Raw genomic sequence first — 22,466 nt, forward strand, 5'->3', positions numbered from 1 at the left:
GTATGAATTCGCTGTTGCTAATTGTTTGCTAATAGCCACTTTTGATTAATATTGTGCTACCAGTGGCAACGATGTTCAAACGATCATAAGCGACTACGCTACATACAGCACAGTCAATAAGAGCAAGTTTGCTTTAAAAGAAAGCATTTTGAACAAGCCTGTCAAAGGAAGCAAGCGCGACTATGTCTAGTATCCCATCATCAGTATCATCTTCCACTAACCATTCTTATGAAGACGCTTCTATCATCGAAGGCTTGGTACTCCCGCTGGCTGACCACTGCTTTCACTGCGGTGACCCAGTCCCTCAGCCACCATTTCATGCTGATATATTAGGTCAGTCACGAGAAATGTGTTGCATGGGCTGTCAATTGGCTGCCCAAAGCATTGTAGAAGCTGGTCTTGAGCAATATTATCTTGACCGTTCAGAAATTAATCGCACGGCAAGTTTACCAACTCAGCTGACGCGCCTCGAAGTCTATGATCATGACGAGATAAAATCGCAATTTGTTTACGTGCAAGATGGAATGTCAGTAGCAGAGCTATCGGTCAATAACCTACGCTGCGCTGCCTGTACTTGGCTTATTGAGTCGCGTCTTGATGAGCTAGAAGGTATTGGTAAATGTCAGGTGAATTTGACCAACCAGCGTATGCGGGTTATTTGGAATGAAGACAAATTACCCATTAGTCGTATTTTGGCAGTTATCAACGAAATCGGCTACGAAGCCAAGCCCTACCGCCAAGATACTCATGAAGCCATGCTGGCGCGTCATAACAATCAGATGCTATTGCGCCTCGGTATCGCTGCACTGGGTTCGATGCAAGCAATGATGTATGCCGTTGCGCTTTATTTTGGCGAGTATAGCGACATGTTGATATTTCAGCGTGACTTTTTGCGTTGGGTGTCTTTGTTTGTGAGCACGCCTGTATTCTTCTATGCTGGCATTCCTTTCTTCACTTCCGCATGGTCAGCGGTTCGTGCGCGCCAAGTCAATATGGATGTGCCCGTCAGTCTTGCATTGATTATCACTTTTTTTGCCAGTCTCTACGCTACTATCACGGGCCAAGGGGAAACGTACTATGATTCAGTCAGTATGTTTATTTTCTTTTTGCTGGCAGGGCGTTATATCGAGCATAACGCGCGTCTAAAAGCTGCAACTATGGCTAATGATTTGGTGGTGGTTGAGCCGGTATTAGTACAAAAAAACGCTGAAGAAAAAGCAGCAGCAGAGCGTATTTTGCAGCAGCTGAAAGAAAATGAACCTCTGCAAGATGACACTACTGAAGATGAGGCTCAAAAGAGCTCAGGTACGACGGCTGAAATCATGCCTGATTTTATGCAGCGTATGGACATCAATGTTCATACGCTTACATCGCGTATCGCTCAAGATTGGCAGCAGTCACGCAACCAACAAAATGCGCTATCACAACCGGAAGGCGATACAGAGTCGAAGCAAATGGTCACTGCTCATAGTCTACAAGTGGGTGACATCATTTTGGTTGAAGCGGGTTCAGAGATTATCAGTGATGGCATCTTGCTAAGTTCCACTGCAACAGTGTCACAAAGTCTACTGACGGGCGAGGGTGATTTAATCATCAAGTCTCAAGGGGATTACATTGTTGGTGGTTCACAAAACGACAGCCAGCCGTTTGAAATGCTAGTCACAGCATTACCAAAAGACAGCCAAATAGGTTTGATTGATAGACTAATGAACCGTGCCATGAGCGAAAAACCCAAACTAGCGCAGCAAGCGGATAAGCTGGCACGTTGGTTTGTCGCGCGTATTTTGGTGTTGTCCGTCCTAGTATTTGTCGGCTGGTATATTGTTGATCCAAGCCAAGCCATTTGGGCGACAGTAGCAGTCTTGGTAGCTACTTGTCCTTGTGCACTATCATTGGCGACGCCGATTGCTTTGACCGTCTCAACCAATCGTCTGGCCAGCTATGGTTTTTTAACCACACGCGGGCATACACTACAGACGTTAGCTGAAATTACGCATGTCGCTTTTGATAAGACAGGCACGCTGACTTATGGTAAGCCAAATTTATTAAATATCGAGTTAATAAAACCAAAAAACCAGACCGAATCTGATGGTTTATCATCAACGGTGAAAAAAGATACGCTGTTGGCAATGGCAGCTGCACTAGAAGTAGGCAGTCGTCACCCCATTGCCCACGCGCTACTGACATCGGCCTATCAGTTACATCTACCATCGACGCAAGCCGTACAGCATTATCCAGCGGGCGGCGTGGAAGCGATGATTGATGGCACTGTATATCGAATCGGTCACAAGGACTTTGCGTTAGATAAAGCAAGCGATAGTACTAATAATGTCTCTGCAAGTGACGATATAACCATTGATTTGGTGGCGCAGCGAGCCAGCTCAGCAGTGGTACTGTCTTGTCAGAATATTGATAGCAACAAATGGCAGGCGCTAGCATGCTTTTATTTCAACGATAAGGTACGTGATAGTGCTCAGTCGATGCTCAATACGCTCAAAGGACTAGGTATCGAGTCTGTTATGTTGACAGGTGACCCAAGTCCGCAAGCGCTAGTGATGGCTGAGAACTTAGGAATGCAAGCTGCGTATAATGGCCTATCACCGACTGATAAGGTTAATCATATTCAGAAGCTGCAAGCCAACGGAGCCATTGTACTGATGGTAGGTGATGGCATTAATGATGCACCAGTGCTAGCAGCGGCCGATGTGTCGACCTCGATTGCAGGTGCGGCAGACTTAGCACAAGTATCCAGTGACAGTATTATCTTAAACGGACAAATCGAGGCCATCACTGCGGCTAAACGTATCTCTGATAAAACTGAAAGCATTATCAAACAAAACTTCCGCTGGGCACTTGCTTATAATAGTATCGTTCTGATACCAGCTGCTTTAGGTTATGTACCGCCATGGCTTGCTGCGATTGGCATGTCGCTCAGTTCATTGTTCGTCGTATTAAATGCCTTACGTCTAAAACGTGCTTAGTCTTTTTAAAAAGCACTTAATTTACCCAGGCCAATAAATTTTACTCATGAAAAAACCGCCTTACATCAAATGAAAGGCGGTTTTTTCTATACAGAGATACTGTTAGATAGTTCTTACAATTAGTCTTGTAGATAGCTTAATAGACGCATAAATTCGATATACATCCAAACTAGGGTTGCAAGAATACCAATACTGAACAACCACTCGTAATCTTCAGAAACACCCATCGCCACGCCACGATCGATATTATCAAAATCTAATAGTAAGGTGAAAGAAGCGATAACGATGACAAATAAGCTAAAGCCAATAGCGATAGCGCCGCCTTCAAATAGGAATGGCAATGATGAGCCAAATGCTAAGGAAAGTACCCACTGTGCTACATAGACAAGCATAATTGCAATAACGGCTGAAGTCACAATAGAACGGAATTTTTCAGTAACCTTAACTAGACCTGACCGATATAGACCAAGCATAACCGCAGCTGTGACGAAAGTTGCACACATTGCCGTGACTGGTACTGTTGGGTACATTCTCATGAAGAACAATGAGATACCACCTAAAAAGATACCTTCTAACAAGGCATAAGGCACAGCCAACGTTTTGGCTTTTTGCGGTTTAAAGGTAATAAAAAGAGCGAGAACAAACGCAGCAATCATGCTACCAAAGGCTGCCATCGTAATAAAACCTTGCGATAAACCTGCCATAAGCGCATAAAAGAAAAAGCCCACACCAGTAATAGCTGATAAACCAAGTAACAAGCTGGTCTTTTGAATTACGCCTTTGACCGTCATTGGATTACCGCCGATCGCAAGTTCTGCGCGACTGACAATAGGATTGGCCATACATAAGTCCTTAATAATAAAATATAAAAATAGTAATGTTAGCTACTTTAGCAAAACCGCCATTATTGTCAACTGTGTTTGCGTGACAACCGCTGCGGCTTGAACTTAGGCTGCTCGTTGGCTAGTGCATCGAGCTACTGTATCGCTCAATACATCAATTTGAAACTGAACAGACAGATCAGACTAAGTAAAACATTTGATAGTCTTTATATGGGGTCAGTTACGACAGTTAACAACGATAATTCATAAACATGCTAGTCTAAGCGCGCATTTATCGCTATTATTACCCTGTACTTCACCGTTATACCGAGTCGTTTTATGGAAAACTCAGCGCAGTCAGCAAGATTGCCACACTTACATGAATCAGAACTATTCCACGCTATCAAAAACCCTGCCTTTAGGCGTATTGGGCTAATGGGTCGTGCTGGTAAACGTAGTGTCACTCAAAGCTTGGTACAGATTGCCCAAACCGTCAATGACATGAATTTGACGTTGATAATGGATGTACAAACTGCCAATTTGCCAACGCTGAACCTTACAGACATAGAAAGAGTCAAAATCGTCAAACGTGGTTTGATTGGTGAAATTTGTGACTTAGTTATTGTTGTTGGCGGTGATGGTTCGATACTACATGCAGCCGAAGCATTAGCACGCTACCGTGTACCCGTACTCGGGGTGAACCGTGGGCGTCTAGGATTCTTAGCAGATGTAAAGCCTGATGAAGCTGCGTTTAAGTTACGCCAAGTATTGATGGGAGACTATCAACTAGATCATCGGTTTTTATTAACGATGGAGATACGAGAGGGGCGTAAGATTATCCATGAAGATATGGCGCTGAATGATATCGTACTACACGCTGGTAAATCCGTACATATGATCGATTTTCAGATGAAAATTGATGGACATGACGTTTATAGACAGCATAGTGATGGCTTGATAGCGGCTACACCGACCGGATCTACTGCTTATGCCTTATCAGGCGGTGGTCCAATCATTCATCCCAGCATGGATGCTATTTGTCTAGTGCCTATGCACCCGCATACATTATCTAGCAGACCCATTGTGGTCAGCGGTAATAGTGAGGTCTGTATTCGTATCCACGAAGACAATCGTACTCAGCCGATGGTGAGTGCGGATGGTAAGCCGAGTGTACCGCTTGAGCAAGAGCAACGCCTATATATTCGTAAGCATCCTGATAAGCTGACCTTGTTGCACCCGCCTGGGTTTGATTTCTATGAAGCCTGCCGTACAAAGCTGCACTGGAACGTACATGCCGAAGAATTCAGTCTTGATGTCGATGATGATATTATAGACGATGAATAAGCGTATCTATTAGACACAAATATAATGCAAAAAATGGTAGTGGAGAGTAGGTAAGATGGATAAACAAACAATACTAGCAAGTCTAACGCCCGAAGTGGTTGATAAGTTTCGTATGGCGATTGAGTTAGGTAAATGGCCTGACGGTCAAAAAATCACCGCTGAACAGCGCGAAACCTGTATGCAAGCAGTGATGGTATGGGAGCACGAGCACCTACCACCAGCTGAGCGCACGGGTTATATTCATAAACCCGTAAAAGATGATGGTTCTGTCGTTGGCGCTGAATGTGATGTTGAGCACGAGCATCACTATCCTAATATGCCGAATCCTAAAGGCGCTGTGCAGCCTGTTAAATTTCGTGACAAATAAGTTTCGTGGTAAATAGATCCATAAGTAATTAGGTCTATAATAGTTGTTATCGAAATACTCATCATAAAAAAGCCACGCTATATGGCGTGGCTTTTTTTACTTTACCAATGATTAAATTATCAGAAATAACTGAACCATTGTAAATAATTAAATAGCAGTCGTATCGACACTAGGACGAACCGTTAGCGGATTCTTCTGCATCAAAAACCCTTGCCAGCCCCAATGTAAAAAATTACGGATATTGGCATGATCGGTACCATTGGGCGTTGCTTGAACCTTGGCATAATGTTCGCCAAATAGCTTAAGCGTGTCCAATTGATTTAGGCCATGGTGCTTAGCGAAACCAAAAATCTTTGCGCTACCTTCGTTCTCACCAGCTGCGTTGTGTACCATTCCATTTACGAAAGGGGCAGGTGCATAGCGATAAAAATCATCGATAAAGCTGATGACATCATTGAACCCAATGGCCTTTTTGTTCAAACCATTAAGTAATGCCGATACATCTGATTGGCGGATACTCATAAATAAATGACCTCAGAGCAGATTAAAAAACAATATAATATTTATGTGTGCTCAATGATGATAATAGCCGTTGAGCGTTCAGCATTATAATTTAGCTAGCTTAGCGATTAAAGTAGTCTTCATCATCGAATGAAGGCGAAAAATTGCCTTGCTCAAGATGCTGCATTTGCGACTGTACAGAACGCTCATGCTGAATACGTTGATAAATCTCTTCGCGGTGTACTGCAATATCTTTGGGTGCATTTACACCGATACGTACTTGATTGCCTTTGACGCCTAGAACCGTCACACTTACTTCGTCGCCAATCATTAGCGTTTCGCCCACGCGGCGTGTCAAAATTAACATGCGTCACACTCCTTATGTCGCATCAACAAATTATTACTCATCAGATTACTTCTCAATTGCAGAACATCACCGAAGCACTAAACACGCAATATAACCATTATTATAATGCTCGATATCGTGCCAATAGCGGTAATGATAGGTAGATTCATTTAGCCCAAATGAAAGCCCCATTATAGGTGGCATAACAGATACTGTCACGGTTTTTCACAAAACTATTAGATAAATGCTCATTTTAGCTACGATAAAAAATAAAAATAGGATCTAAAAAGATCCTATTTTATTTAAGTACTGTTTTTATTTAGACACTATTAATTTACATGATGTTTATTTACGCACTATATAAAATCATTAATAGCAGTCAATAGATAATCGTTAATACTAGTGCTATATTTTAACAGTTTTTATGTCTTATAGCCCAGCGATTTTGCTTTCACCGTCTTCACGATCTAGACCAAATGCCGTGTGCAGTGACTTGACGGCTTTTTCTAAATGTTGATCTTGAATTAAGACAGACACTTTAATTTCACTGGTTGAAATCATTTGGATATTGATGTTGTGTTCAGCTAGCGTTTGGAACATGAGGCTCGCAACACCAGCGTGTGAACGCATGCCAACACCAACCAATGAGACTTTAACAACTTCACTGTTGCCCAATATTTCTTTCGCGCCAATCTCATCTTTTACTTCTTCATTAAGTACTTTTAGCGTTTTATCCAAATCCGTGCGGTTAACCGTGAAAGTAAAGTCAGTGGTACCGTTATCCGAAAGGTTTTGTACAATCATATCGATTTCGATATTGGCACGACCAATTGGGCTTAAAATAGCAGAGGCGATACCAGGATGATCAGGCACACCGCGTACTAAGATTTTTGCTTCGTCTCTGTTGAACGCGATACCTGAGATGATTGCCTGTTCCATATTGTCTCCTTCGTCTATCGTAATTAGGGTACCAACGTTGTCTTGAAATTCTTGGTCAAAGCTACCGTCTGTGTTTTCATCAAAGCTAGAAAGTACACGCAGCGGCACGCCATATTTACCAGCGAATTCTACTGAGCGAATCTGTAGAATTTTAGAGCCAAGACTGGCCATTTCAAGCATTTCTTCAAACGTAATTTTTTCAAGCTTTTTGGCTTTTGAGGTCACACGAGGGTCGGTGGTATATACGCCATCGACATCAGTATAGATTTGACATTCATCAGCGCCCAAGGCAGCAGCAATCGCCACACCTGTGGTATCAGAACCGCCGCGTCCCAATGTGGTCGCGTTGCCTGCTTCATCGATACCTTGGAAACCTGCCACAATAACGATATTGCCAGCATCTAGTTGCTCACGTATGTTTTGGTCATCGATACTTTCGATACGAGCTTTATTGTGGGCGTTGTCGGTTTTAATCGCTACTTGGCGACCAGTGAATGAGCGAGCACCAATACCAAGCTCTTTAATAGCCATGGCGAGTAGTGAGATAGAAACCTGCTCACCTGTTGAGACCATTTGATCATATTCGCGAGGATCAGGCTGCGTGCTAATTTGGCGTGCTAAATCAATCAAACGGTTGGTTTCACCGCTCATGGCTGAAACCACGACGACTACTTGATGACCATTGTCATGCCAGCGTTTGACTCGTTTGGCGACGTTTTTGATGCGGTCGATACTGCCCATCGAGGTGCCGCCGTATTTCTGTACTATTAACGCCATAAAAATCTACCTATTTATTCAATAATGACTTTTTATTGTCATTGATGAGAGTCAATGTGATACTCGTCAATGCTTGTATAGATAAAGCCAGATTATAAGAGTTATGCCCTAGGTCTTTCATTCTTCTAACGGTCTGTTTCAACCTTATAGAATGAACAATATGCCCAAACGTTGACCTTTATACCATATCTACTGCATAACTTTAAGCCTAAGGACCGCTTAGATATATGGCGATTGGTTATAGCTACTATAACCAATCACATATTCTGTGCGTAGTAGAGCAAAGCTATGCAATAAAGAAAAGGCACATTGTGACGCGCTATACTAATATATCCACCAGTTTAGCTAAGTTGATCTTCAATCCAAGCAGGTAGAGCGCTGATAACCGCTGTACTATTGCCAGACTTCGGTGCGCCGCCTTGTGCGTAGTCAGGCTTACCGCCACCTTTACCACCAAGCTCACCTGCTAAATGACGAATAATATCACCAGCTTTGATTTTGGCAGTGACAGATTTTGCGACGCTCGCTGCGAGTGCTAATTGGTCGTCTTTATCACCGATTAATACAATCACGCTATCAGGCAGTTTCGATTTGATGTCGTCCATTAGTGTGCGGATGGATTTACCATCGATACCGCTTAAGGTACTGACAAGAACTGGGGTACCTGCAATTGTTTGCACGACATCGAGTAAGTTAGCAGCTTGTGCGCTGGCTATTTTTTGTTGCAAGCGCTCTAGTTGTTTTTCTAGGTCACGTTGCTTATCAGCCATAGTACGGACACGCTGTGCTACTTCAGAGCGTTTTACTTTCAGCTGACTTGCCAACTCGCTTAGTTGTTGCTCGCTTTGCTGAATGTTTTTGACTGCATTCATACCAGTAACGGCTTCAACTCGGCGGATACCAGCAGCGATACCAGATTCACTAGTGATTTTGAGCACACCAATATCGCCAGTATGCTGTACATGCAAGCCACCACATAGCTCGATAGAAAAAGGTTTACGCTGACCATCGACGATACGGTCAGTACCCATGGTTAATACTCGAACGTCACTGCCGTACTTTTCGCCAAACAGTGCCATCGCACCTTGGTTCATCGCTTCATCAATCGACATGTGCTCGATGCGGGCAGGAGTGTTGGCTTGAATCTGCTCATTGACGAGACGTTCGACACGCGAGATTTCAGCAGCACTGACAGGCTTGTCATAAGCAAAGTCAAAACGTAGTACTTCGCTTGAGACCAGTGAGCCTTTTTGCGTAACTTCATCACCCAGCACTTCTCTTAGCGCTGCGTGCAATAGATGAGTGGCTGAGTGGTTTTTGGCACTAGCGGCACGGATGCTCGACAGTACTTGCGCTTCAGCGGTTTGCTTAGTACTGATATCGCCCATGGTCACGACACCATAATGGATAATCGCCTGACCAGATTTTTTGGTATCTTGTACTTCAAAGACGCCTGACTCAGTACGAATCTCGCCAAGCTCACCAACTTGACCACCGCCTTCAGCATAAAATGGGGTGCGATCCAATACCACAACGCCTTCCATACCTTCCGTTAAGCTGTCTGCTGGAGTACCGTCTTGGTAAAGCGCGTCAATAGTTACGCCGTCCTCTTCAAGCTGTTCATAGCCGATAAATGTCGTGGGCGTTTCTACTTGAATCACGCTGCTGTAATCAACATCAAACTTACCAGCATCACGAGCACGCTCACGTTGTGCCTGCATATGCTCATCAAACTCTGCTTCATCGATAGCAATACCAAGCTCGCGAGTGATATCGGCAGTCAAATCAAGTGGGAAGCCATAGGTATCATAGAGCTTGAATGCGGCTTCACCAGATAGCGTATCACCATCTTGTAGGCCTTCAAGTTCGCTAGCAAGCAAACGTAAGCCTTGTGCCAATGTTTTGGCAAACTGTGCTTCTTCTTTTTGAATGGCGTTTTCGATAACACTTTGCTTATCTTTTAGCTCAGGATAGGCACTGCCCATTTCAGCGACTAGCGGCGCGACCATTTTGTAGAAGAACTCGCTATCAGCACCAAGTTTGTTGCCATGGCGTACTGCACGACGAATGACACGGCGCAATACGTAACCGCGACCTTCATTGCTAGGCGTGACACCATCAGCAATCAAAAATGCCACGGCGCGAATATGGTCGGCGATGACTTTTAGTGAAGATTGTTGCTCATTATTGATTTCTAGGATATCAGCAGCTGCATCCATCAAATGAACAAATAAGTCGATCTCGTAGTTACCATGAACGCCTTGCATTATGGCACTAATACGCTCAAGCCCCATCCCTGTGTCGACACTTGGTGCAGGGAGAGGTAATAGAGTGCCGTCTTTTTGACGATTGAACTGCATAAATACACAGTTCCAAATCTCGATATAGCGGTCGCCATCTTCTTCAGGTGTGCCTGGCAAGCCGCCTTCAACGTCGGCACCATGGTCATAAAAGACTTCAGTACAGGGACCACAAGGACCAGTGTCACCCATCGTCCAGAAGTTGTCTGACGCATATGGGGCGCCCTTATTATCACCAATACGAATGATACGGTCGCTCGGAATACCAATGTCTTTATTCCAAATCTCAAAAGCTTCATCATCAGTCTCATAAATGGTGACATAGAGACGGTCTTTATCAATCGCTAACCATTTATCTGAGGTCAAAAATTCCCAGATATACTCGATACCAGCTTGCTTGAAGTAATCACCAAACGAGAAGTTACCAAGCATTTCAAAGAAAGTATGGTGACGTGCAGTATAGCCAACATTATCCAAGTCGTTATGTTTACCGCCAGCACGCACGCACTTTTGCGAGGTTACCGCACGTGTATAGTCACGTGGTTCCATACCCAAAAAAGTTTCTTTAAACTGATTCATACCGGCATTGGTAAATAGCAATGTCGGATCATTGTATGGAATCAAGCTAGACGATGAAACTTGGGTATGCTGCTTGCTCATGAAAAAATCGAAAAATGCTTGGCGAATATCGGCTGAGCGAAATGGCTGGCTCACAGCGGCTCCTTACTGACGGATAGAATTAAGTAACTGAGATAAAATAATTTTGCAAGCGATTTTAGCACAAACGCCTAAGCTCTTGGTATAAGAGTTATAATTACTAGGTTATTATACGAAGGCGAGTGGTACTTTAATTTGCAAGTAATCATCCTTAATTGATTTCACTGCGAATGACGGCATGAGCTGCCAAAAAGTCACTAATGGTATCAATTTCAGTATGCTCAATGTTAACTTTGTATTTGTATTTGTGCTGGCTGTTTACGGCTGCGAACCCACGCCAAAATAATAGCCACCATCATTATTAGACCAATAATGCCCAGCATTGGATACACGGTGCCAATGAGTTTGCTGAAACCAAGCTGGCTTAAGCCTAGACCAACGATAGCGAAAAATGCGCTAAGCGATTTGAAGCGATTTGTTCCTGGCGTCGCAAAGCGTGTACTAAAGGCAAAAAACATACCCACTGCGGTACTGTATATCATACAAATGAGCGTTGCTGACATAATTATGGATAACACGGGTGAAATATTTGAGGCTAATCCTAAAGTAGGCATTTCAATGCCTATGAGTTTATCGATGTTAGAAAAAAGGCCAATATTGAGTAAGAATACTAATAAGCCTAACCCAAGCCCACCCATCGCGCCACCGCTGGCTGCTGTTTTTTCTGAGCGAGTCATACCGCCAATGACTGCCAACATAGGAAAGCCAACCGCAATGTTAAATGAGGCATAAAGCACCGCACCAAAAAACCAATTTGAGACTGGCCAGTTTGAGCTGATAGTGGGTATTTCTTGCGCTACCTTATTTAGCGTATCACTTGAGGCACTACTGTTAAAAATTGAGTACGTGGTAATAGCCAATATCAATAGCAGCAGTACAGGCATGATGATACTGATTAGCCTTATAATGCCTTTTACTTTTAAACAGAGTGTAGCGATTACCAGTACCGTCATGAAAATACTGCCCACTAGCGGTGGCCAGCCGTATTGCTGAGTAAAAATGGAACCACTACCAGCCAGCATGACCACGCCAACACCAAATAAAAAGAACGATAACACCATATCCATAACCAATCCAGCACGTGTACCAAATAAGGTATACAGTACTTTTTTATGTGAATTGGCCTGCATATTCGAACTCATTCGCGCAATTTGCATTCCTAAAAAAGCAAAAAGCGCGGCGCTAACCAGCGTGCCAATAACACTTGCCACACCATAGCCAGTAAAAAACTGAAGAACTTCCTGACCAGAGGCAAAACCGCCACCAACGACTACTGACATATAGGCTGCGGCTATTTGCCAAGATTGTTTGTTCACTATTATGTACTCCTATCCCTGAAGTTTCGGTTTGTTAGGCTAACTTGCTTTGATTGTTGTTGTAGCGCGAAATATAGGCTCCGATGTTTTATTAATAGACGATTGAGCGTCAGATAACAAAATCATGGCAGTAAGGCTTAAAAAAACCCTAGATACTAACACGGTATTCAATAGAAGTCAGTCATCAAGTACAGCCTATATACTTATTTAAAAAGCTTGCTGTTTTTGTATATTTAATTTGTAAGTAATCACATGGATAGTAAGGGTAAGGACTTGGTGGTGAGCTGGCTTTTTAATGAGAATACCAATGGTCTCATAAGAATATTAGAGGCTGGCGACTTTAGATACGTCTTTGAAGGTTAGGGGCAAGATATTGATGACACCACCTAAGCGTTAATTGGTCAAAATTGCCGCATCGGTTTCATCCAGTTTATCTTGCGTCGTTGGATTGGACTCAATCACTTGTACTGGCAAATAGCGTAGTTGCAGTTTTATTGGTAGGTATTCTGGAAAGTTCTCTGTCATATCTTGAGTAATGAGCGTCTCAATCTGGCGTACATCGTATGAGCTCGGTAACGTCTCTCCACGCACGATCGCACGCACAACTTGGTTTGTCTTCGACGTATCAAACTGCGTATTGGTCAATACATTGCCTTGATCAATAAAGTAGTTGTTGATGGTTTCTTTGACGCTACTCTCAAATATTTGCTGCTTGGCGTTGGTTTGTAGGTTGATGGTCAAGTAGGCACCCAAGCCACCGAGTAGCAATAAGGTCACGGCGTTACGCTGCAAAAAAGTCAGGTAGGTATTGGATTTATAATCATCATCGACCAAACGACGGAATCCTAAAATCCATAATACAAGCGCATTGGTAAACTGGATAGCAAGGATGTTGGTCGCCGCCAATAAAAGCGCACCAAGTCCAAGCTGCATTTCACTATTAGCGAGCAAGATACCACTAGCAGCAAGCGGTGGCACTAAAGCTGTGGCAACTGCAACGCCGACAACTGCAACTGAGAGGTGCGGTGATACCATTGCATAAGCACCAGCTGTACCACCAGCTAAGGCAATCATCAAATCCATGGAAGTTGGCTGGGTGCGTGATAAGATTTCTGCCGTTAGCGGTTGGTCTTTATGTAGCCAACCAACGATAAAGCCGACCAATACTACCAGTGAGACACCGACAACAACGGTGAAAAGTGACTTACGTAGCAATGGTATCCGGTTATCGATAATTGCTAGCGCTATACCAGTGATGGGGCCCAACATCATCGCAACCAACATCGCACCGATGACTACGGCTGCTGAATTGGTTACCAGACCATAACTGGCAATAATGGCAGAGAGTATGTTCATGATGAAGTACATCTTGCTAGGCAACGCGTTTGCTTCAATCCTAACCCGTACCTCTGGATAGTCTACTTTCTGATTACTAAACTGCTCCGCAACAAATTGTTTATAAGATTCAAGTTTGGCTTCCTTTTCTTCTTGTACCTCATCTTCCTCACTTTCATTTTGAGCTTTTTGAACATCGCTATCTTCTATATCGGTATTTTTACTTTGATTGTTATCTTCTGCGTTATCGTTTTCATCACCATTAGATTCATTTTTTGTTTTTGTATGATTCGCTGCTTTATCTTCTGATGAATGTGTTGCAGTATCTTGGTCATTAGCAGAGGAGTCACTTTTCGCTTCTACCGCTACGTCAGCGTCCTCGTCTTCAACACTTTTTTCTGCTGTATCTGACTGAAAAAAATCCGACTTCTTTCCTGTGTCTATAGGTCCTGATTCTACAATTTCAGACGCTTCAGTGTTTGATTGTGACTCAGGTTCTGTTGACTCCAATGATGCAACGACCACATCATCACTGATGGTTTCCATGGTTATTTCAGCGTCAGGTGGCTGCGCACATTCAGTGTCTACTTCGGATTCTGTTCCAGTATCTGTTTTAGTATCAGTATCAGTATCAGTATCAGTATCAGTATCAGTATCAGTATCAGTATCTGTATCTGTATCTGTATCTGTATCTGTATCTGTATCAGTCGATTGCTTGCGTTGAGTGTCTTCGCTTTCATCATTGTCTACAGCTGCATCATCAACTATTGGTTTAATTGTCGCGTCTTGATTGTGAGAGACGTCAGTTGTGACCGATGAATCTTGTTGATCCACTGAATTATGCGCAGCGTTGTTTTCAGATGAGGACATATCAGATGGCATTCTTAATAGATAAAGAAAGTCATTATTGTAATGATAAATAAAAAAAGATATAGGAAATTCGTGAAAATGACAGAAAAGAGTTGAGATTGGATAGGAGTAGAAGCCAACGTTTCTTAGTTTCTTATAATTAAATATAAAACCTTAATATTAGCATGGTTTTAAATATAAAGTCATTAGATATAACTGATATAGGAGGTCACGGTAAATACTTACTTTTTTTGTGGGATTAAGGTTAAATACATTATATCCACAGTAAAGATAAGGAATAACTTATGAATTGGCCATTATTTTCTGTCGTTTACTCAATGGCAGCAACTGTCACTATCGGGCTTTTTATGATTAGCGCTCTCATTACAGGGTTTGATGAGATATTTCATATACAGGTAGCAGTTGGATTTGGTATTTTAGCGTCAATACCTATAGGGCTGTTCTTTACCAAAAAAATTGGTAGCATTACTGGCAATGAGGAAGGCTATAAAACATAAAGTCGAATAGTGTTATCGATATAAAGTGGAGTTGTCTATCATCAAATAAAAAAGACCTCAATATTGAGGTCTTTTTTGTCACTATTAGAAGTATTTACTAATTAGCATTGAAGATAGGTTTACTGAGGTTCGGTTTATTGAAGTTCGACAACCGCGCCATTTTCGATATTGGCATATACTTCTAGTACATCCCAGTTGGTCAAACGAACACAACCTGCTGAGCCTTGACGACTGATACCTTCAGGTACTGGTGAGCCATGTAAACCGTAAGAAGGCTTAGACAGTCCCATCCAAACGACACCGACTGGGTTGTTTGGTCCTGGTGCTATCATATGAACTTTCTTTTCAGCGCCTTTACCGACTGTTGATCTATACCAAGGCATTTTTACTTTATTGATGATTTTGAAAGTACCTTTTGGAGACGGCGTGGCATCACTGCCCACAGTCGTCGGATAGGTAGCTACCAATTTATCATCATTATACGCATACAATGTTTTATCTGCTTTATTGGCAACGACGCGGTTGATACGTTGATTAAGCTTTTCGCGAGTATTTAGTACTGTGATAGTTTCACCAGCGGTATACGTTTTATTTTTGTTTAGCTTATCTAAGTAACGTACATCCATATGGAAACGTTCACCCAGCATTTCTTTGATATCTTGATAATACAGCCCTTTCATTTTTGACTTCGCTTCTGAACCAGAAGGTGTGGTCGCAAACTTGGTATCGATATCGTCTTTGGTTAACGTATAAGTGACCAGTACAGGTTTGTTTGCAGGAATATTTTTAACCAATGCATCCCAAGTTTTTTGATCCATTCTACCTGTGGCTGGCAAGCCTTTCATCTTTTGGAAGTTAATAAGGGCTTTTTTACTATTCATACCCCAACCGCCATCGATAGGACCAGGAGAAGCGTGGTTCCAGTCGAGCAATGCTTGGATTTTGATCGTCATTGCTGAGTTGACTTTCATGTTAGGTGACCAGGTGGCACCATTTACTTGCTTAGCATAGTTCGACAAGTTCAGCGTTGTGTGTCTCTTACCATTTTTATCTTCGATATTCTTAATGGTTGGATCGTCACTAAAGTCTTGACGTTTTTCGTTCTCTGGCAACTCAAAAGAGAGTGGATCAGATGAGTCGATAGACGATATATCGCTAGGAGCAGCAACGGCTTGCCCTTCAGTAATGTCGTCATTACGGTCAGCTTGCTCATCCTTACGTGTCAACTCTACTGCGCTCATATTGTCAGCAGCTGGGGCTGGCGCGTTTTGGTTGGCTTCTTGCTTGTTATTAATAAGCTGGTTCATGCTGTCGACTGATTGTGCTTTCTCTGTATTTAACTGTACAGTAGCAGCGCCATCTGAGCGACTACGGTTTTCTTGCACATTAAGGCTGACCTTTTTTGCAATATCTGGCATAGCGTCAGCCGTGCGTACTGGCAATGTGCGAGTACTATCGGCAGGTGCAGCAAGTGCGGCCACACTGGCACTTACAGCGGCGATAGATATAGCAGTAATAATAGGCTTTATTTTCATCATATTGAGTCACTTGTAGTTGCTACTAATGCGGCTATTATGCGCATAATTTCATTGTATCGCAAACTTTTGACACATCTTTTTGCATTTAAGACTTGCCAAACGTCAACTGCTGACGTATTCACTACAGTTGGGTAATAATTTAACCAAGGTATGTATGACATCGTGCTTGATTCCTACGCAAACTATTAATTATACGCACTATTTTTTATGCAAGTAAAAATGACAGTTATTGGCGCTATTAGAGGTTTACGTCTATAATGTATGACTGAATTTTATTTAATATAACGATTTTTAGTAAAAAACAATTTAACCCGCCAGCAGTTAATCCATAAGGTGCGATATGTCAGAAGACCAAACAATGAGTGCAGAAGAGTTTCAAAACCAATACTTCAACAATGAGTCTGAGGGCTTGGGCAGTGAAATGGAGTATGATTTAGAAACTGGGCTTCTTGGTGAGCACGATGAATTTGCTAACTTACATGCAGAGCTAAACGAAGCACGTGAGCAGCTCGTCAGTATTCGCGACTTTATTCGTTTTTCAGTCACGCAGCTGCGTAACTATGATGTAGTTGTCGCACAAGGGACGACCGATGAGTTTGCAGAAGCGTCAGCCATTGTCTTGCACTCTTTGTCTCTAGACTGGTCTGCTAATGAGCAGATTTTAGATTGTCGTCTGACCACGTCTGAGAAGCAATTGGTATTAGGGCTGTTAGAAGAGCGTATTGCCGAGCGTAAACCACTCAGTTATTTGATTAACTTGTCGTACTTCTGTGATTTGCCTTTTTATATCGATGAGCGTGTTCTTATTCCTCGTTCGCCAATCGCAGAGCTAATTCGTCAGCAGTTCCATCCGTACTTTGAAGTTACTGAGTTGGCCAAACCACTGGGCGTCAGTCCGAACGAAAAGTCAGCGGTATTTTATGACCATGGCTTAGATGTTAAGCAATTGTCGCAGCCTGAGCGTATCTTGGACTTGTGTACGGGCTCTGGTTGTATCGCCATCGCGCTTGCTACTCGTTTCGTTGATGCGTTGGTCGATGCCGTTGATATCGATAAAGGCGCATTGGAAGTGGCAATGGTCAACGTTGACCATCATGACCTTAGCCATCAAGTGAACGTAATTGAGTCTGACTTGTTTGCCAAGATACCTGCTGAGAACCAGTATGAGCTTATCGTCACCAATCCGCCGTACGTGGATGCTGCCATCATGGCAGATTTGCCGCCTGAGTTCTTATATGAGCCTGAGCATGCACTTGCAGCTGGTCAAGATGGTCTAGATTTAGTACATCGTATTTTGTTTGAAGCGCCAGACTATCTTAGCCCAGATGGTTTGCTGATCTGTGAAGTGGGTGACAGCGAGTGGGCCCTAAAACAAGCCTATCCTGAAATTCAGTTTGATTGGTTGAAGTTTGCACTTGGCGGGCATGGAGTCTTTGCGATTACCTATGATGAGCTAGTCTCAAATCGTCAATTGTTTGCCTCTTATGTTCAGCTATTAGATAGCCTTCAATAGACAGATACTAGGTTAAATAGAAGTCGGCTGCATGAGCCGAAACTATAAGCAACAACTATAATCACTCATCACAAGCAACCTAAGCAATCATCATAAGTGGCATGAGTGGTTGGTCAAATAGTCATCAGTAGCGTTTACTTGTTTAAGGATAGTTATGGCAGGCAATAGTATTGGGCAGGTTTTTACGGTTACCACATGCGGTGAGTCGCATGGTGCAGGCCTTATGGCCATCGTTGATGGCGTACCACCAGGTTTAGAGTTGTCTGCAGAAGACTTACAAGTAGATTTAGATCGTCGCAAACCGGGTACGTCTAAGTATTCAACCCAGCGCCGTGAGTCTGACGAAGTTGAGATTATCTCTGGCGTATTCGAAGGCCAAACTACAGGTACGTCTATCGGTCTACTGATTCGTAATACCAATCAAAAATCAAAAGACTATAGCGATATCAAAGATACCTTCCGTCCTGGACACGCTGACTATACTTATAGTATGAAATACGGCTTCCGTGACTATCGTGGTGGCGGTCGCTCGTCAGCGCGTGAGACTGCTATGCGAGTGGCGGCTGGTGCTATCGCCAAGAAGTATTTGCAAGAACGTTTGGGCGTACAAATCCGTGGTCACGTTACCCAAATCGGTAACGAGCATAGTAACGTTCTAGATCCTAGCAAAATTGACTGGGAGTTTGTAAATAGCAATCCATTCTTTTGTGCAGACAAAGAAGCGATCGGCCGTTTTGAAACCTTAGTTGATAACTTGCGCCGTGAAGGCACTAGTTGCGGCGCGCGCCTTGATATCATTGCGAGCGGTGTACCAGTAGGCTTGGGCGAGCCAGTGTTTGATCGCTTAGATGCCGATATCGCTCATGCGATGATGAGTATCAATGCAGTCAAAGGTGTCGAGATTGGCGATGGGATGGCAGTGGCAGGTCAATTCGGGCATAGCGCTCGTGATGAGCTGACGCCAGATGGATTTGCAGCCAACCACGCTGGTGGTGTCTTGGGCGGTATTTCATCAGGCCAAGATATCCGTGTGAGTATTGCTCTAAAACCAACGTCTAGCATCACGACTGCTGGCAAGAGTATTAACACTCAAGGCGAAGCAGTTGATATGCTAACCAAGGGTCGTCATGATCCTTGTGTTGGTGTGCGTGCCACGCCCATTGCCGAAGCGATGCTAGCGATTGTCGTGCTCGATCACTATCTACGTCACCGTGGCCAAAACGCTGATGTACAGCCGCCAGTACAATCAATTACTTAGTATTTTTGTTTTAACGTAATCAGCCCTTTATTGTTTTCAGTGATTTAACACTAGAAATGATAAAGGGCTTTTTTATATCTAAATAAAATACAGGTATTAATTAAATACAATAAACGCGTTGAGCTAGCAAAGTATTAGGCTGCCAGTTGGTACTCATCAATAGCCCCACACTGCTGATGTCGAAATACCAATAACAATCGCTGACTAGGAATCGCTAGCCAATGACCAAATTCAATACTATCGACGCCTTCGCTTGATAAGGTTTGTGCACAGTGATGACGACTAAGACCGATGAGACTCTTGATGATAGGGTTTTCAGTTAATTGATGTGGCATGGAATTTTTACTCCTAGTTTGCTTTACGAATCTGAATAACGTCATCGTAAAACAAAGAAGTAGAAGCCCTGTGTAGTGATGATGGAAAATTGATGAACTGCTATAAATCTTAGTATCAAGCTAGCGGTAAAGTGATACTAACCATCACACCAGAACGCTGGTTTTTATTAATATCAGTTCTAGCTTCACCAGTGTCAGCTTTACTATCACTGACATGGACATTATTGATGGCTACCTGACCACCATGATGCTCAATCACTTGCTTTACTAAAGTGAGGCCAAGACCCGTACCTTTTTTAAGCATATTACTACTATGGTCAGTCTGATTTGGCTCATTGATGTCTGCTTGATTGGTTGCTTGAGAAGATGGTTGGCTTTGATGAGACAAGCTGAAGTAACGCTCAAATGCTTTCGCGACAGCGTATTCGGGCAGTAGCTTACCATCATTAAATATATCGATAGTGACGGTTCGGGCAGTGCTATGCAGTGAAATATCAACAGTACGCTTTGCAAAATGGATTGCATTGTCCAGCACGTTCTGTAGTACCTGTATTAACCAAAACTGGTCAGCATACACACTAGTCGATGCCAGTACTTCTACTGGTAAATTTGCAGTATTGGTCACGTGTTTATCATCGATATATATATCGATAGGGTTTAGGCTTTGTTGTTGCTGCTTAGCTGTATTATCTTTCGTCAGACTTTGCAAAAGCGGCAATAGGGGCGTCAATTGTCGATTCAGCTTGAAAGTAGGTTGTTCTACTTTGGCAAGCAGTAGTAGTCGGTCGATGAGCTGTTGCATTTTTACGCTTTGTTCACCTACCGTCTCGATTAGCATTTGCCGATCTTCATCATCCAGTTTATTAGCATCCACTCCATCGTCCTCTAACAGCTCGCTACTGGCACGTATGGCAGTCAAAGGGCTTTTTAGCTCGTGAGTGAGCGTATGGACATAATCAGTGACGTAAGCACGATTTTCGAGACGATGCTTCATGGTCTCGATGGTATCTGTCAAACTATTTAATTCGTGACCCAGATAAAAATAAGGCTTCTTAGTGTCTTCTGCCAGTGCGCTGGTGTATTGAGTGACCAAAGTAATGCTCTGTTTGAGCCACCATGCTACTAGACCTGCCAGTATAAGGGCGGCGATGCTGATAAGTAGTGCGGTTATGAGCATACGGTTACGTGTGTCATCTAAATAAGGCAATACGCTAGCGACAGGCTTACCGACACTGACTACGCCGATGATATCTCCAGATGTGTCTTGTATAGGCTGAGCCACATACATGACCGAACCATCCCGCTGCTGATAATCTCGCAGTGTACTTCTTGCGCCATACTGTCCCTTTAGGGTGAGATAGACGTCGTTCCAGCGACCGTAGTTTTGCCCTTCGTTATTGTCAGGTGGGGGTAAGGAATCGTAAATGACTATACCGCTACTATCTGTCACGTATATGCGAAAGCTACTGTAGCTTTTGGTTTGATCGACAGGACTGAGCGTTTCATCCGTCGCTGGCATGCCGATAAATGCAGCATCGAGTTGCGCTTGATAACTCTCATCATATAGCTGTCCTGTAGATAAAGGTACCTGTAGACTGGCCGCGAGTAATTTACTGGTATCTAGAAGCGTATCTTCGATGACTTGCTGGGCTGTTGGTTTGACGTAGCCAAACAACTGAGTAAATACCACCACGCCACATATGACGAGCACTAATGCCACTGCCAGCCAAATCCTAAAAAATATACTTAAATTGAGTAGTCGTTTGCGTTTAGGGGCTTGCTGAGCAGTACCAATGGGGTGCAGTTTGGCATACCAATTATTTTGGGTATTATGAGCAGCATGATCGGAATTGTTGGCGTTATTGTTCATAAACTAGCAGCCGTTATCAAGCGGGACATAATGCATAACCCAGTCCACGATGCGTATGGATAACATCGATAGTTGAATCTACGGTAGCGAGTTGTTTACGAATGGACTTGATATGACTGTCTATCGTTCGAGCCAGACGATGATCGGGATAGTCACTGACTGCGCTAAGCAGTTGCTCACGGCTAAAGACTTGATAAGGTGCTTGCAATAATGCCAACAAAATTTTGCGTTCTGTATTGCTCAGCTCAAGCTTTTGCGCTTGCCACGTTAACGAATAGTTCAGCGGCTGATAATGCCAAATGCCAGATTGGTTCTCGAACGTTGATGCTTGCTCTGACATATTATTCGAGGAAATACTTTCAACGTCATCTGAGTGGTTAGTATGAGTTCCTGACTGTTGGATAAGCTGTTCACGTCGCCAAATGGCTTTTAGACGGGCGACAAGTTCGCGTGGACTAAAGGGTTTTGCACAATAATCGTCACCGCCCATTTCTAACCCTAAGATACGATCAACCTCATCGCTACGCGCGGTCAAAAACACAATAGGTAAATCTTTTAAGGCGTCTATATCATGTGTGTGGCGTATTTGTTGGCATAGGCTCAAACCATCACCATCTGGTAGACCGACATCCATAATGATCGCCGATAAATCTTGTGCCTCAGGACTATGCAACATGGGTAGCACACTACTGGCATTATCCAACCAAGTTATCTGCCACCCTTCGCGCTTGCAAGTGACCTTGAGCGACATTGCGATCGCAGGATCATCTTCTACCAGTAAAATATGGGTCATAGTCTCTACATCGTTTTATAATTTTAGTAAATTATCGTAGCACAAAAG

Annotated in this window: 16 protein-coding genes and 1 pseudogene; 6 read left to right on the forward strand and 11 right to left on the reverse strand. The window is 43.2% G+C overall.

Features of this window, described 5'->3' with window-relative positions:
• Positions 1-182 precede the first annotated feature (182 nt).
• Positions 183-2,981: a heavy metal translocating P-type ATPase gene (locus ACT3QR_RS00795; protein WP_444519503.1), complete on the forward strand. Its 2,799-nt coding sequence runs from the start codon at positions 183-185 to the stop codon at positions 2,979-2,981.
• Positions 2,982-3,100: 119 nt separating this feature from the next.
• Here the strand turns inward: ACT3QR_RS00795 and ACT3QR_RS00800 are convergent, their stop codons facing one another.
• The gene (locus ACT3QR_RS00800; RefSeq protein WP_057759239.1) at positions 3,101-3,823 is read right to left on the reverse strand and encodes a Bax inhibitor-1/YccA family protein; all 723 of its coding nucleotides are present in this window, start codon (positions 3,821-3,823) and stop codon (positions 3,101-3,103) included.
• 318 nt (positions 3,824-4,141) lie between these two features.
• Here ACT3QR_RS00800 and ACT3QR_RS00805 point away from each other — a divergent pair, with 318 nt between their 5' ends.
• Complete coding sequence (locus tag ACT3QR_RS00805) at positions 4,142-5,146, forward strand: NAD(+) kinase (protein WP_444519504.1); 1,005 nt, start codon at positions 4,142-4,144, stop codon at positions 5,144-5,146.
• 55 nt (positions 5,147-5,201) lie between these two features.
• Positions 5,202-5,513 (forward strand): YeaC family protein, encoded by a 312-nt coding sequence (locus ACT3QR_RS00810; RefSeq protein WP_444519505.1) that lies wholly within the window; start codon positions 5,202-5,204, stop codon positions 5,511-5,513.
• A gap of 147 nt (positions 5,514-5,660) precedes the next feature.
• On the opposite strand, the gene ACT3QR_RS00815 is transcribed toward ACT3QR_RS00810, so the two are convergent.
• The 6 genes and pseudogenes from ACT3QR_RS00815 to ACT3QR_RS00840 form a co-directional block, all read right to left on the reverse strand.
• The gene (locus tag ACT3QR_RS00815; protein WP_057759243.1) at positions 5,661-6,035 is read right to left on the reverse strand and encodes a HopJ type III effector protein; all 375 of its coding nucleotides are present in this window, start codon (positions 6,033-6,035) and stop codon (positions 5,661-5,663) included.
• 178 nt (positions 6,036-6,213) lie between these two features.
• Positions 6,214-6,381 (reverse strand): annotated as a pseudogene (gene csrA / locus ACT3QR_RS00820) (carbon storage regulator CsrA); the annotation flags it as partial.
• A 408-nt stretch (positions 6,382-6,789) separates the two neighbouring features.
• Positions 6,790-8,076 (reverse strand): aspartate kinase, encoded by a 1,287-nt coding sequence (locus ACT3QR_RS00825; protein ID WP_444519506.1) that lies wholly within the window; start codon positions 8,074-8,076, stop codon positions 6,790-6,792.
• Positions 8,077-8,417: 341 nt separating this feature from the next.
• Entirely contained in the window at positions 8,418-11,090 is a 2,673-nt protein-coding gene (gene alaS / locus ACT3QR_RS00830) for an alanine--tRNA ligase (RefSeq protein WP_444519507.1), read from the reverse strand.
• Positions 11,091-11,320: 230 nt separating this feature from the next.
• The gene (locus tag ACT3QR_RS00835; protein WP_444519508.1) at positions 11,321-12,409 is read right to left on the reverse strand and encodes a YkvI family membrane protein; all 1,089 of its coding nucleotides are present in this window, start codon (positions 12,407-12,409) and stop codon (positions 11,321-11,323) included.
• A 393-nt stretch (positions 12,410-12,802) separates the two neighbouring features.
• Positions 12,803-14,614 (reverse strand): DUF389 domain-containing protein, encoded by a 1,812-nt coding sequence (locus tag ACT3QR_RS00840; RefSeq protein ID WP_444519509.1) that lies wholly within the window; start codon positions 14,612-14,614, stop codon positions 12,803-12,805.
• Positions 14,615-14,898: 284 nt separating this feature from the next.
• Between ACT3QR_RS00840 and ACT3QR_RS00845 the strand changes: the two genes are divergently transcribed.
• Positions 14,899-15,111: a hypothetical protein gene (locus tag ACT3QR_RS00845; RefSeq protein WP_444519510.1), complete on the forward strand. Its 213-nt coding sequence runs from the start codon at positions 14,899-14,901 to the stop codon at positions 15,109-15,111.
• A 134-nt stretch (positions 15,112-15,245) separates the two neighbouring features.
• On the opposite strand, the gene ACT3QR_RS00850 is transcribed toward ACT3QR_RS00845, so the two are convergent.
• Positions 15,246-16,649, reverse strand: coding sequence for a L,D-transpeptidase family protein (locus tag ACT3QR_RS00850; protein ID WP_444519511.1), 1,404 nt, complete (start codon positions 16,647-16,649; stop codon positions 15,246-15,248).
• A 340-nt stretch (positions 16,650-16,989) separates the two neighbouring features.
• Here ACT3QR_RS00850 and prmB point away from each other — a divergent pair, with 340 nt between their 5' ends.
• Positions 16,990-18,162, forward strand: coding sequence for a 50S ribosomal protein L3 N(5)-glutamine methyltransferase (gene prmB, locus ACT3QR_RS00855; RefSeq protein WP_444519512.1), 1,173 nt, complete (start codon positions 16,990-16,992; stop codon positions 18,160-18,162).
• Positions 18,163-18,316: 154 nt separating this feature from the next.
• On the forward strand, positions 18,317-19,420 hold the full coding sequence (gene aroC / locus ACT3QR_RS00860) for a chorismate synthase (RefSeq protein WP_444519513.1): 1,104 nt from the start codon (positions 18,317-18,319) through the stop codon (positions 19,418-19,420).
• A gap of 134 nt (positions 19,421-19,554) precedes the next feature.
• Here the strand turns inward: aroC and ACT3QR_RS00865 are convergent, their stop codons facing one another.
• From ACT3QR_RS00865 to ACT3QR_RS00875, 3 genes are all read right to left on the reverse strand, one after another.
• Positions 19,555-19,755, reverse strand: coding sequence for a hypothetical protein (locus tag ACT3QR_RS00865; protein WP_444519514.1), 201 nt, complete (start codon positions 19,753-19,755; stop codon positions 19,555-19,557).
• Between the two features lie 115 nt (positions 19,756-19,870).
• A complete protein-coding gene (gene creC / locus ACT3QR_RS00870; RefSeq protein ID WP_444519515.1) occupies positions 19,871-21,625 on the reverse strand; it encodes a two-component system sensor histidine kinase CreC in 1,755 nt (584 codons plus the stop codon).
• A gap of 16 nt (positions 21,626-21,641) precedes the next feature.
• Positions 21,642-22,418 carry a response regulator gene (locus ACT3QR_RS00875; RefSeq protein WP_444519516.1) on the reverse strand — a complete coding sequence of 259 codons (777 nt, stop codon included), beginning with the start codon at positions 22,416-22,418 and terminating at the stop codon, positions 21,642-21,644.
• Positions 22,419-22,466 lie beyond the last annotated feature (48 nt).

Source organism: Psychrobacter sp. AOP7-B1-25, from assembly GCF_052376195.1.
Taxonomy (GTDB): Bacteria; Pseudomonadota; Gammaproteobacteria; order Pseudomonadales; family Moraxellaceae; genus Psychrobacter.

Coding starts and splice junctions, on each gene's coding strand:
- ACT3QR_RS00815 (WP_057759243.1), bottom strand. CDS start 6,035: ATGAGTATCCGCCAATCAGATGTATCGGCATTACTTAATGGTTTGAAC.
- ACT3QR_RS00840 (WP_444519509.1), bottom strand. CDS start 14,614: ATGTCCTCATCTGAAAACAACGCTGCGCATAATTCAGTGGATCAACAA.
- ACT3QR_RS00875 (WP_444519516.1), bottom strand. CDS start 22,418: ATGACCCATATTTTACTGGTAGAAGATGATCCTGCGATCGCAATGTCG.
- creC (WP_444519515.1), bottom strand. CDS start 21,625: ATGAACAATAACGCCAACAATTCCGATCATGCTGCTCATAATACCCAA.
- ACT3QR_RS00825 (WP_444519506.1), bottom strand. CDS start 8,076: ATGGCGTTAATAGTACAGAAATACGGCGGCACCTCGATGGGCAGTATC.
- ACT3QR_RS00850 (WP_444519511.1), bottom strand. CDS start 16,649: ATGATGAAAATAAAGCCTATTATTACTGCTATATCTATCGCCGCTGTA.
- ACT3QR_RS00805 (WP_444519504.1), top strand. CDS start 4,142: ATGGAAAACTCAGCGCAGTCAGCAAGATTGCCACACTTACATGAATCA.
- aroC (WP_444519513.1), top strand. CDS start 18,317: ATGGCAGGCAATAGTATTGGGCAGGTTTTTACGGTTACCACATGCGGT.
- prmB (WP_444519512.1), top strand. CDS start 16,990: ATGTCAGAAGACCAAACAATGAGTGCAGAAGAGTTTCAAAACCAATAC.
- ACT3QR_RS00795 (WP_444519503.1), top strand. CDS start 183: ATGTCTAGTATCCCATCATCAGTATCATCTTCCACTAACCATTCTTAT.
- ACT3QR_RS00810 (WP_444519505.1), top strand. CDS start 5,202: ATGGATAAACAAACAATACTAGCAAGTCTAACGCCCGAAGTGGTTGAT.
- ACT3QR_RS00865 (WP_444519514.1), bottom strand. CDS start 19,755: ATGCCACATCAATTAACTGAAAACCCTATCATCAAGAGTCTCATCGGT.
- ACT3QR_RS00800 (WP_057759239.1), bottom strand. CDS start 3,823: ATGGCCAATCCTATTGTCAGTCGCGCAGAACTTGCGATCGGCGGTAAT.
- ACT3QR_RS00845 (WP_444519510.1), top strand. CDS start 14,899: ATGAATTGGCCATTATTTTCTGTCGTTTACTCAATGGCAGCAACTGTC.